Genomic DNA, 11,940 nt, shown 5'->3' with positions numbered 1-11,940 from the left:
TGAAAAAAGCAAAAAGCCTTCGGATAAAGCCCGCTGCTTTTTTTTGCTCTTATCTGGAAAATAAATTTATCAAAGGGTTTTATTTATTTTCCGTAGCGCCTTAATATCAACAATAGTAGCTGCATCCATTTTCTCGATGGCAATGGTGAAGGCGATAGCGCTTACTTGTTTGATATGTTTTTTTAGCCAGGCGAGCGCTTGTTCCGGGTAAACGGTGTGCAGTTCGCGGAGGGCCCAGCCGAGGCCTTTTTGTACGTAGTATTCATTGTCGGGCAAGAGCGGTTCAATGAGTTGCACCACCTGCGCAAACGAAGGATGCTGTTTTTTGGTACGACTGAAATAGAGCAGCGATACCAGCGACTGGCGGCGTTTCCACAGGTTTTCGTGGTTGTTCCATTGTTGCAGTTGAGTGTATACTTCTGTCGGCGCTACCACCAATATTTTGGTATACACTTTGGTCAGGGCATCGCACAGGCCCCAATCGTCGATATCGTCCTGCCAACGGACAATGACCGGCCACATTTGGAGCAATTCCGATTATTTTTTAAATGCCTCTCCAAAAAGAAATAAGCATGCAACCTGAGCCAAAAATTGGTTTCGCTGCGCCAAAGCTCGTCCCAAATGGCCAATTGCTCGCTGAAAGGACAGTCCGAAAAAGAGTATTGGCGTCGCGATTCACGCCGGTGCACGGGCACACTGCCGCTGATGGCATGGATATGCGCACGGATTTCGTTCAACTGAGTTTGATAGCCGGGTTTTTCCATCAGGTTGCAAAAGTACCGATTTTAGCTGTTTAGGGTAATTTTGCCCAGTTTATCGGTCATCATTTCGGTAAACCACAGGTTGCCATCGTTGTCCATACGGATACGGTGCATCATGGACATACGGCTGGGAATAATATGGGTAGTATAAGGCACATCGCTCAGCGAAACACCACAGGCCTGCCTGATGGATTTATCAAACTTCAGGATGTAATCGTAGCCCTTGGGTACCGGGTTATTAAAATCGACATAAACCTGTACCCATAAATTCATTTCGCGATCGAAACACAGGGATGCCAGGATATCGTTTTTTTGTATGGCCGGAACAGGATATTCGCCAATAATGCCGGAGGGACCTATTTTCCCGATTTTTACGCCCGCTTCTTCGGTAAACCACATACAGTTTTCGAGGGGGTCGGGTATTACGACAACGGGCCTGCTGCCGGTGTATAATATCCCTTGCCTTCCATTGGCTTCGTAAAAATGGATATCATGTAGGGAGCTGCAACTAATTGCTTTATCAGCGATTATTTATAGCAAATTCTTACCCATTGCCTCAACTTTGTTTAACCATTTGCACCGAGCTGCTGTGGTGCATTTTTTGACCGGCCCGATATAGGTAACTTTGACCGGTCTTATCCCACAAAAACCCAAAACTGTTTTTTTTAATTGGTTTACGCTTGGCCGCCCGTAAACGAGCCAATAGTACCAACCCGGCTGATCGAGTGTGGTGATGATATGCGCCGTTTTGCCTTTTAGCAACTTATCCCACCAAACGGAGTTTTCGCGGTATTGAAATGCAAAGCCGGGCAAAAAAAGACGGTCGATAAAACCTTTGGTAATGGCCGGAAGACCACCCCACCATACCGGGTGCACCCAAACCAAGTGGTCGGCCCATTTTATTTTTTCCCAACATTCCAACAGGTCGGGTTCCAAAACAGTGCGTTGGCGGTAGCCAAATTGCAGGTTTGGGTTAAAAGCCAAATCGCGGATGACAATTTCTTTTACCTCGGCACCTGCATTTATAGCTCCTTTTTTATAAGCCTCTGCCAAAGCAAAACAAAAACTATCCGGGTTTGGATGCCCGTTAATGATTAGTATCTTTTTCATTTTTCTTTATTTTTTGCCGATGCCCCTTGAAATAATTTTCGGATGATAGAAACTTCGGAGACTTATATAGTCAAAGATTTTGATGGCGGGATTGTTTTGAATTAAACATCAATATGATAAGGATCACTGTATTGACTGGAAACATGGGCGAATGTTTGAAGCAAGTAAAAGGCACCAAATTGCACGCTTTCGAACCGTTGAAAAGTTATTGTAATAATTTTGTTACACCTACGTTATCTGATTTCTAATAAACCGAACATGAAAAATACCTTAAACAGCAAATGTAAAAGCCTCGCTTTTGCAGCCCCTGTAATTATATTACTCCAATTTTTATCCATATCAGCGGCACACGCGCAATTGGATTACTTTTCCGATCAAAAAACAAATGGCTTACGTATTGGCATTGGCGAAGGGCTTACGGCATTACGCTCTGTTTACGATATTACCCCCTTAAAACCGGCTTATATTGCAAGCATTGATTATTGCTTTACCCCTTATTTCAATATCGGGTTCGAAGGGCAAGACGGTACCATAATGGGTGTGGATAACCACAATTACTATTTGTATTCGGAGAGCAGCGACCATTATTTGTCGGGTACGGTAAATGTGAGGCTTGGCGTGGGTTATTTTTTAGATTTTCAACCTAATAATAAGTTTATGGACGCTGTTAAACGGGCTTACATAGGTGCCGGCGCCGGCTATTTGCGGACCGATATTACATTAACTTATAGCGGTAACGAATACGGTGCGATATACGGCGAGCCCGTTACCAAACAAACCGTCCCCGATTTTGATTTTGAAATGGGTACCTATATCGACCTGCGGAATGTTTTAGGCCGCGACAGGTTTGAGCTTAACCCCAAATTGCAGTTCAGCTATTTGCCAACGCGAACCTTCGATGGTTTTATATCGCGCCCGCAAAGTACGTTGCGTGGCATTTATGATATTGCTTCGGTAAGTGTGCGGTATAAGTTTTGAGAGATTCGGGAAGTTTTAGCGGTTCGTATTTATCTTCCCGGTTTGTTGGTGATAACACCAACAAAGGCGGGGTTTTGAGATCCCGGGGTCTTAGCATATCGCCTAGCTGACTCACCCGGTCTTCGCTACGCTTGACCACCCTCTCTTCGCCTGCGGCGGAAAGAAGGTTTAGAAAAACCATTATTTATTTTTAACCCTTTTTGCGCGTATGCAGGCGTGGTGTTTTCTGCCCGCTTGAAATCTGAAATAATTTTATATTTGGATGTATAAACAAATTTGTATGCCTGAGCAATGGAACAACTTTTTTGTGATGGTGGGCGGCGGATCGGCGGCGCTGGTGGGTTTAATTTTTGTGGCGATGTCGATCAACCACGAGATCATTTTACGCAATGCCACGCATAAAAACCGCGCGATCAATATGTTGACAGGTTTTAGTGCTATTTTTATGGCCAGCGGACTGGCGTTGATGGGTAACCAAACCCCGGAAATGCTCGGCTTTGCGTGGCTTGTGCTCTGGCTTATAGCCACGGTTATTTTTGTGAGGGGTTATGTGATAGCCATCAGGACGGGCATGAGTTCGGTTGGGTTGAACGCGCCGCGTTTGGCAGGTGGTACCTTATGCTACCTGGCCGAAGTTTTGAGCGCCGTTTTGCTTATCCTCGGATGCGGCTCCGGCTTTTATATCGCAGCGGTGGCCATTATTGTTTTGTTCGCGTTCCTTATTTCGGGCGCGTGGCTACTGATGATCGGGATTTATGAGGATTTGGGGAAGTGATGGTGGGTTGCTGTAGTCGGAGAAATAGGCATTTCGTCTGAAGTTTGGAAAATCGGGCAGCGCGCGTTAGTCATCGAAAGATAATTTTAATAAATTTGAACTATACTTATAAATTAAAATATGCATTATTTTAGGTATCGTCCATATTCAGAAATGGCGTTAAAAGAGTTGATGTATAGTGAAATGTTTTTTTCTTCTCCCGAAGAGTGTAATGACCCGTTTGATAGCAAAACTTTTTATGTTTTTGGAGCAAACAAAGAGAAATGGACTAAGGTAATTGAACTTGCAAGTCAGCGGATTAAATTCTTAGTACCACCGCAATTGTTGAACCAACTTTCAGACCATATTTGCAAACAGTGCCCATTGTCTTTTGATGAAGCCACAAAAAAGGACTTTTTTATTGAATTTTCGACGAGTGATGCAAATACAAAACTTATAGTAGGTTATCTCGCAAAAATCATTCAAGAACTCTTAAAAGTCTATTTACCTTCAACACGGTATTTCGTATCATTTTCTGGCACAAACGATGAGCCTTTGATGTGGTCACATTATGCTGATAAGCACAAAGGGTTTTGTCTCGTTTTTAAGTCGATAGACGGCGCACTAAATTTATCTCCAAACTACAAAAAAGATTCTATCAGACGACAAACGCAAAATGGTATAGCAAATGAAATGAGCTTTGGCTTACCTGAAAGTTTTAAATTCGGCAATATCGATTACAAAGCAGATGTTGAGTTCTTAGACGCTTTCTCTCACATGCCAGCTTACGTTTCAGCCGATGTAATTAGTGAAGAAGAACGGTTAAAACTAGTGGCAGAACAAGAGAGTCACTATTTACAAAAAGGACAAAGTTGGTTTTATGAAAATGAATCCAGATTAATTCTGCCCCCTCCTCCGTCTTGGCTTTTTGGCGAACATATAGAATACACAAAACAAGAACGTCTATTTCATTATGAACCCTCACAACTTGTCGGTATTATTTATGGGGCAAGAATGACTGTTGAAGATAAAAATAGGATTAGAGAGATTTTGAAAGAACGCAAAAATTATATCGATAGAGTTGCTAATTATAAAAGAATTATGTTCTGGTTTCTTGAGTTTGAAGCAAAACTTTCTCCTAATCAACGCAAAGTAGAAATCGAACCCTTAAACATTTTGAGTTACAAAGCAATTCCTTTGGAAGATGAGAACTTTGAAAGATTATACTCAGAATGGAAAGATGGAGTAGGACACGAAGTGGAAAATAGTAGCAGCAAATGGGTTAAAGTTGAATAAAATCCAAAATTTACTTTGGGCGAACTTTAGCGCAAAAGTAACTTCGTCCCGTGAGCGAAAATATTCAAATTTATATCAAATTTTTGACAGAGTCATTAATTGAATAGCTTTCATTACGCGCCATCGTATTTATCGAGTTAATCACAATTTGGTGAACAATAGGTAGTTTGTTAAAAACCATCAACGAATTAGGGAATACCTTAATATAGTCGGCAATAAAAATGCTTAACAATATGAAAATGTATCTCGAATTAAATAATGTCATTGTGATATAATCCTCTTTACCGCTTTGAAAAAGGCCTGCAAATTGAAAAACAGAAACGTTTGATGGATGGGCGTACAATGAAAAATATGTATACAATTTGCCCATTATTTTTTCTTTTACTCCAGTAAGTTGCATCGCAGTTGGCCAACCTAAGAAATCAATTTTGTCTTCGGAAAATTTAATCTTATAATCTTTATCTTTAATTTGAGTTTTGATTTTATGTTGATTTTTGACGGATAAATTTTGGTATAAATTTGTTTGTTCAATTTGACGAGTATACTCCATTATTTGATTATATTCATCTTTTGCCTTTTGCTTATTCTCTTCTATCGATGTATCATCAACAAAACTTTGCCTGTATTTTAACCCTGCAATTGCCCATAGGTTGTATAATATTAATTTTTCATCGTCATTTTGAGGTTGAACATTAACAATATTGAACATAGCTACAGTTTCAAAAATATTTCGAGTTAATACAGCTACTATTGTTGGGTCAATAATCTTATTTAATTTCATATCCTCTTTTGACGTATATTCTACTCCCTTGATAACTTCTTTAAGATGAGCAGTTTTAGTAAACATCATTTGATTTATCATTTTGGCATCACGTTCCGCTAAAGTTTTAACTTTATCATTTTCATGATTCATCATAACTAAGAATAGATACTCTAAATAAATATCCATTAAATCATTAATATCTTTTATCGTTTCCGGGAAACTTAATCGTGTATACTCCGTTCTTAATTCTTCTTTTGTCATTTCTTAGGTTTTTGATTTAAAGTAGGGCTCGTCTTAAAGTGTTGCAAACTTTCAACTCGCCCCCTACTCCACCACCAACATCCACCCCTTCCCTTTTAGTACGGGTATTTCATCGTTCAAGCCAAAAGTTTGAACCGGTTGAAAGTTACGGATGCCGGGGGCGGTGATACGGGCGGTGTTGGGGTTGATGCCTAAGGCCTGCCAGTTGATGGTGAGCTTGATATTGGTATCGGCGGGTGCCCAGCTTGCTATGGCGATGAGGGCTTTGCCTTGTTTTTTGTATACGGTGGCCAATACCTGCGGGTTGTTGGTTTTTACGGGGTTGGCATCTACCCAATAGCCTATCATTTTGGTGCCGGTCATGCCGAAGTAGTCCCAGGCTTTCCAGATGGGGCGCGGGTCGGCATTGTCGCTCCAGGGCATGCGGTTGGTCATGCCGAACACCATCCCCCGCCAGGGGTTGCCGCCGCCCTGCAGCATTTCGCCCATTAGGCCAAAGGGGATGCCCGATACTTCGGTGAGGAAGAAATCGGGGCTGTTGTTTTCGTAATCAAAATATTCGCCAAACCACAGGCGGCTGAGGTATGGAAAATGTTCCATATACAGGTTGGCGCTGTTGTTAAAGCCATCGTTTTTGTTGTATTGGTTGGCCGAGTGCAGGTCGATGATGCCGGGGTGGCCGTTTTGGGTGAGCACCCGTTTTACGCGTTTCATGGTGATGCGGTCGAAAGCCACGTCATCCAGATAGATACCGTCGATGCCTAGGTTTTGTACCAGCCAGTTCATGCCTTCTACATAGTAATTATGCCAGCGGCTCATGCCACTGTTTACAATGGCGGCATCCTTAATTTCGGGTACATACCAGGCGGCAATGTAGTCGCTGCCCAGATGCTCCTGCAGCCATGAATAGCCCCCACCCTTGCCGGTGGAGTAAATTTCGTGCCCTAAACTACGCATGGGGAAGGTTTCGTAAGCGCTGTTGGAAAGTTCGCGCACGGTATTGTATATCTTTACCTTCAATCCCAAACGGTGGGCCGAATCGATATAGCTTTTCATGGCATCGTGGGCGATGAAGGGGTAATTGATATAGGGGTTGATGGGCGTGGCATGGTGTATGTTGACCACCGTTGCGCCTGTGGCCTTAATGGTATCGAGCTTGTTGTATTTGTGGTAAAAGCGCGTAGCCCATTGAAAATCGGTATTGATGGTGTGGAAGGGCGTGATGAGCAGGGTAAAGTTGTAGTACAGCTCGTCGCCCTTTTTCATGCTGCGGGGGCCGGTATAGCACTCGGCCAGCATGGTTTTGCCTTTTATGGTGATGAGCATGCCGCCCTTGCCCCCGTTGCCCCATGAGGTAGGCAGCACCAGCGGTTTTTGCAGGTAAAAATTGGTGTTGAGGGGGCGAACGTAGTTCTCATCCCGCAAGGAGTATTGCAGACCGGCGTTTACCTCGCCTATCCAGGCGCCGTCCTGGTTTTTGGTGGCGACGTCCCAGTGCCATTTTACGGTGTCGGGGCGCAGGCCGCCTTTTTGGCCAAGGCCCATGAGGTATTTGGCCGATGCTTTATCGAAAGGGATATGGAATTTGGTATCGTCGAGGTCAACATCGGCAAGGGCGGTGAGTTTTACGGTATAGTTCATATAACCATCGAACTCGATGGAGCCGTTGACGTCCATTTTGAGCAGGTCGGATGTGTTGGAGGCTTGCCATTTTACCGTGCCTGGGTCTTTTTGGGTAAAGGTTACGCCCTGGCTTTTAAGGGCGATATCCTTGTGTGTCGTGGCATTAACGATGTGGAAATGGATGTTTTCGCCGAGGATGTTTTTGGGTGTGGTGGTGGTTTCCGTCATTTCGGGGGTAAAGAAGGTTTGAATTTGTTCCGGGAAACCGGTATTGTTCAGTATCACTTTACGGCCTAAAAGGCTGATGGTTTGTGCGTCTACCTGTAAAGGTGTGTAGGGCTTTATCACGTCGTTTTGCTGCGCGAGGGTGGAATTGAGCCAGGTGAGGCGCGTTTGCTTTTGCGGGTCGTTAACGCCGCTGTTGATGGCTTGCTTGTTTTGGATGGTAATGCCGATGCCGATGGTTGTGGCCGGGGCATTGTCGGCCTTGACGGTTACCGTGCCTTTATACGCGCCCGCAATGGCCTTGGCTGGGATGTTTACGAGGCACCAGAGGGCCTGCACATCGCCTTTGCTGACGTTGACGGTATTTGTGAGCGGCGTGCCATCGTATTTGGTGCCGTTGGTGTTGAGGCAGCTCATTACCGTTGCCGGGATGCGGTGGCCGGCGGCGTCTTTTAAATCGCTGAAGGTAAGGCTGATGTTTTTAAGGTCGGTGGTAACGGGATAGATGCCGAGTTGGTAGCTGTAGTTTTCGCCTTTGAGGGCTGTGCCTGTGAATTTGTTGAAGGGTCCTTGCGGAACCCAGTGCGCGGGCAGGTCGTGCGGCATTTTGATGGGGTAAGCGCGGTCTTCGGTGAAAACGAAATAATCTTTGCCCGGGTTGAGGTGTAGCATACGGGCCACCTCGGCTTTGGTGGCAATGACCTCCATGGGGTAAAAACTGTTCATGGCGTTAACCGATTCGAGGTAGAGGACGTTGGCGTTATCGGCATGGTTGGTTTGCTCGAGCCAGGCGGCATCGGCAGTGTTTTGCATTTGGTAGTACACCGCGTTGGGGTAATTGGAGCGTGCGGTAACCTTGTAGGGCATGTAATAGATATAATATTTGCCCGGGCCCGATGTGGGCTGGAAATATACGGTACCACCTTCGCGGGAGATGTTTTCGGTTTTGACGTTGAAGATGCGTTTGTTGGTTTTGGCATCCACCACGATGACGGATTTGTTGGTCGGGTCATCGTGGCGACGCCAGAAGATAAAGGTTTCGCAAACGGGGCCTACGGTGGTTACATTGACCACGGCGCGGTGGTTGCCGAGCGAATCGGGGTTCCAGGAGTTATTGCCGTTAACATATTTGAGGAACTGGGCATGAGCGGTGAGGCTTGCAAAAAATAGAATAATTAGCGTTAAGGGCAGTTTGCGGGAGGATATCTTCGACATATTAGCTGGTTTCGGTGTGTTCGCGATAAGCAAAGCGTAAATTTAACAGGCTTATTTAAAATCGCGCACTATTTGCTCAAATTTATCTTCGCAAGCAATGTATTTGGCGAGGAGCATGAGCTGGTTTTGAGCGCGCATGAGGTTATGCCCTTCGTATTTGGCGCCGTAGTAGGTATCGTTGTTGAGGTAGTCGCTGAGGAAACGGAGGGCCTGCATGTAGATGATGAACTTGCCGGAATAAACGAACAGGCTTTTTTCGAAAGGGCTTAGCACCTCGCCCATTTGTTGCATATAGCCCCGGTGGAGGGCGGAGAAGTACTCTTCGCGGACGGTTATCTTGCTGAAATCCTGCTCTTCTTCGCTGGCTGGCGACAGGTAGGTGCGCATCATGTCGCCGACGTCGCTGCTATAGAAGCCGGGCATTACCGTGTCGAGGTCGATGACGCAGAGGCCTTTGCCGGTAGCATCAAACAGCACGTTGTTTATTTTGGTATCGTGGTGGATGACGCGGAGCGGCATTTGTTTGTTTTGTGCGAGTTGGCTAAAGGTTTCGGCGATGGCGGTATGGCTTTGGGCTTCTTTTATCGTTTCGGCGGCTTTGCGGAGGCGGATGGGGTCGGCGGAAGCTAAAGCTTTTTCAAATTGCGCTACGCGCAGGGTTAGGTTGTGGAAATCGGGTATGGTGTATTGCAGTTGGGCCGCGTTAAAACCATTGAGCAGGCGGGTAAACTGGCCGAATTGTTTGGCGGCCTCGCAGGCCTGGTGGCTGTCGGTCAAAACATTAACGGTGTGCGAGTTTTGGATAAAGGGTGTGAGGCGGTAATAATGGCCGTCGTGGATAACCAAACCTTCACCGTTTTTGGCGGGGATGGGCGCTACGAAAAGGTATCCGGGCGTGTGTTGTTCTAAATAGTTTTGGACGAGCAGCAGGTTAGCCGCAATATGCCCCGGGTTTTTAAATACCCCGGTATTGATGCGCTGCAGGATATAAGCCTCCGCTCCTGCCCCGCTTACTTTCCAGGTGTGGTTGATGAGGCCCGAACCGAAAGGTTGGATATGCCAACCATCGCCGGGAAGGTTGAAGGAATGGAGGATTTGTTGAAACATGGTTTCAAAAGTAGGGATTTGGGGGCGAATGGGGAAAGGGCGGGGCTGCGGCAGCTTATATCAGGCCTTCCCTCACGGCTTTATTGATCAATCCAGCTGTATTTGCCGTGTTTGTTTTGCGAAGCATGTTCTTGCGATGGGTATCGACAGTTTGCTTGCTTATATTCAGTATATCGCCTATTTGTTTGCTTAGTTTGCCTTGGCTTAGCAACGCGAGTATTTGTTTTTCGCGGTTGGTCAGTACTTCGTTGCTGCTGACGAAAATATTGTTAACGTCGACATTTAAATATGATGGTTCCCCATCCATACCTATAAGCGACATGGTAGGTTTACCTTCCTGTTTCAAATGGGTAATGTCGGTAATGATACCTAAGGTGCGTACAAAACCGCCTTGTTCATCTACATGCATGATAACTGCTTGGTGCAATACCCTGATATAATCACCATTTTTTTTTCCTGAAACGGTAATCGTACCTGTTTTTATACTTCATTACTTTATCTACGGGCAGCCCGGCCAAAAAACTCGCGGTTTTACTTTCGAAACTGATCAGCCACTCAATATCATCCGGATGAACATATTCCATATACCTGGCTACCGTTAATTCATCGGGTTGGTATCCAAGCATCGGGAACACATTTTCGCTGACATAGTCAAAATCAAGTTTTTTAAAATTGAAAATGTAATAGTAGTAATCGCCTACCTGGAAGAAATTCAAGAGTTTTTTATACAATTCGAGCTCCAACTGTAGCATGTTGGGCGCCGATTCGCTGGCAAAACGCTTCCATATTTTGCTTGCCTCGTTACTTATTATAGGTAGTTCCATTTAATCAGGGTATTGGTAGTTAAACAAATATACCTATAAATGGGTATTTTTAAAAATATTGGGTTAAGTTATTTTTGATAAGTTATACTTAAAATAAGCGTCCATTTTTTAAACAACTAAAAGTGAAAACAATGAAACAAATCACAATCCTACTGTTTGCTTTGTTGATTGGAGCGTATGAAAAGACTTATGCCCAAGGAAAACCCTATGCGGTTGTACTCCATCATTCTGAAAAGCCCGATGATACAACAGAAACATATATTCAACCTAAAAAGGGTCAAAAAATCGTTATTGACCACATTATATGGATTCCTGCGGCGAATGGGCATGATGACGATGGGGTGAAAGATGGTGTGGCACTTAATGGGATATGGGTATGGGGCCCTTTGGGGAACGCAGTTTTATTCCAATCTAAAGGTGCTATCGAACTGAATAAGTTTGTCGATGCCAGTAATAAGCACACCTACAAAGATTTGCCTATAAAATTTGTATTCCCTTTAAAAGACTATGACAATGAAGTTGAAATTGTAATTGATGATACGCAAATATTACAATTAGTACCAAATGGGGTTGCGCGCCCTTATCTGGCTTACGTAACCGGAATGCTATATGAATAGCACAGGGCTTGTTTGGACTGTTCTTTTGCTGTATTTGCATTTTTGTGTAAATATTTATATTTGATTATTAAAGTATTACACATGAAAAAGGTACCCCTAATTTTATTTTCCCTATTGGTTTTATGCCAATGTGGCTTCGGGCAACAACGACAAAACCTAAAGGCCCCTTATGGTGTATATTATAATTTCTGAAATTCGGGTCCGCCCGACCCTTTGAGCAATGTTTATATAGCTTTCTCATTATCAAAATGCCGGACAGATAAAAATTTTGTGGGTATGTTAGCCGGCGAGTCATATTATAAAATAAAGGTTTATCATACCAGGCACGCTTCGCTTCAATTTAAATTTGATTACAAGAAATGTGATGGTACAATAGGGACACAGCCGGTCATTGTAGATTTAAGCA

At 44.3% G+C, this 11,940-nt stretch carries 13 protein-coding genes; 4 read left to right on the top strand and 9 right to left on the bottom strand.

Annotated elements, in window-relative coordinates; translation table 11 throughout:
- Positions 1-69: 69 nt before the first annotated feature.
- The 4 genes from QZX97_RS09130 to QZX97_RS09115 form a co-directional block, all read right to left on the bottom strand.
- A complete protein-coding gene (locus QZX97_RS09130; protein ID WP_295652585.1) occupies positions 70-522 on the bottom strand; it encodes a DNA alkylation repair protein in 453 nt (150 codons plus the stop codon).
- A complete protein-coding gene (locus QZX97_RS09125; RefSeq protein ID WP_295652586.1) occupies positions 459-764 on the bottom strand; it encodes a hypothetical protein in 306 nt (101 codons plus the stop codon). Before QZX97_RS09125 ends, QZX97_RS09130 begins: the two co-directional genes overlap by 64 nt.
- A gap of 21 nt (positions 765-785) precedes the next feature.
- Positions 786-1,160, bottom strand: a complete 375-nt coding sequence (locus QZX97_RS09120; RefSeq protein ID WP_295652588.1) for a hypothetical protein — start codon at positions 1,158-1,160, stop codon at positions 786-788.
- Positions 1,161-1,292: 132 nt separating this feature from the next.
- Entirely contained in the window at positions 1,293-1,871 is a 579-nt protein-coding gene (locus QZX97_RS09115) for an NAD(P)H-dependent oxidoreductase (protein WP_295652590.1), read from the bottom strand.
- A 258-nt stretch (positions 1,872-2,129) separates the two neighbouring features.
- On the opposite strand from QZX97_RS09115, the gene QZX97_RS09110 reads away from it, so the two are divergent.
- The 3 genes from QZX97_RS09110 (at position 2,130) to QZX97_RS09100 (ending at position 4,899) form a co-directional block, all read left to right on the top strand.
- Entirely contained in the window at positions 2,130-2,849 is a 720-nt protein-coding gene (locus QZX97_RS09110; protein WP_295652593.1) for a hypothetical protein, read from the top strand.
- A gap of 280 nt (positions 2,850-3,129) precedes the next feature.
- Entirely contained in the window at positions 3,130-3,624 is a 495-nt protein-coding gene (locus QZX97_RS09105) for a hypothetical protein (protein ID WP_295664587.1), read from the top strand.
- A gap of 153 nt (positions 3,625-3,777) precedes the next feature.
- On the top strand, positions 3,778-4,899 hold the full coding sequence (locus QZX97_RS09100; RefSeq protein WP_295652596.1) for a DUF2971 domain-containing protein: 1,122 nt from the start codon (positions 3,778-3,780) through the stop codon (positions 4,897-4,899).
- 70 nt (positions 4,900-4,969) lie between these two features.
- Here QZX97_RS09100 and QZX97_RS09095 read toward each other — a convergent pair whose 3' ends face one another.
- The 5 genes from QZX97_RS09095 to QZX97_RS09075 form a co-directional block, all read right to left on the bottom strand.
- Positions 4,970-5,923 carry a hypothetical protein gene (locus QZX97_RS09095; protein ID WP_295652599.1) on the bottom strand — a complete coding sequence of 318 codons (954 nt, stop codon included), beginning with the start codon at positions 5,921-5,923 and terminating at the stop codon, positions 4,970-4,972.
- 63 nt (positions 5,924-5,986) lie between these two features.
- Positions 5,987-8,986 carry a glycoside hydrolase domain-containing protein gene (locus QZX97_RS09090; RefSeq protein WP_295664586.1) on the bottom strand — a complete coding sequence of 1,000 codons (3,000 nt, stop codon included), beginning with the start codon at positions 8,984-8,986 and terminating at the stop codon, positions 5,987-5,989.
- A 51-nt stretch (positions 8,987-9,037) separates the two neighbouring features.
- Entirely contained in the window at positions 9,038-10,093 is a 1,056-nt protein-coding gene (locus tag QZX97_RS09085) for an aminoglycoside phosphotransferase family protein (RefSeq protein WP_295652602.1), read from the bottom strand.
- Positions 10,094-10,148: 55 nt separating this feature from the next.
- The gene (locus QZX97_RS09080; protein WP_295664585.1) at positions 10,149-10,502 is read right to left on the bottom strand and encodes a LuxR C-terminal-related transcriptional regulator; all 354 of its coding nucleotides are present in this window, start codon (positions 10,500-10,502) and stop codon (positions 10,149-10,151) included.
- Between the two features lie 31 nt (positions 10,503-10,533).
- Positions 10,534-10,917, bottom strand: coding sequence for a PAS domain-containing protein (locus tag QZX97_RS09075; RefSeq protein ID WP_295664584.1), 384 nt, complete (start codon positions 10,915-10,917; stop codon positions 10,534-10,536).
- A 131-nt stretch (positions 10,918-11,048) separates the two neighbouring features.
- On the opposite strand from QZX97_RS09075, the gene QZX97_RS09070 reads away from it, so the two are divergent.
- The gene (locus tag QZX97_RS09070) at positions 11,049-11,534 is read left to right on the top strand and encodes a hypothetical protein (protein WP_295652606.1); all 486 of its coding nucleotides are present in this window, start codon (positions 11,049-11,051) and stop codon (positions 11,532-11,534) included.
- The last annotated feature ends 406 nt before the right edge of the window (positions 11,535-11,940 follow it).

The sequence above is a fragment of the uncultured Mucilaginibacter sp. genome, from assembly GCF_903893715.1.
Lineage (GTDB): Bacteria > Bacteroidota > Bacteroidia > Sphingobacteriales > Sphingobacteriaceae > Mucilaginibacter.
Note: the sequence above shows the minus strand (reverse complement) of the source record. Positions and strands in the feature narration are given on the sequence as shown.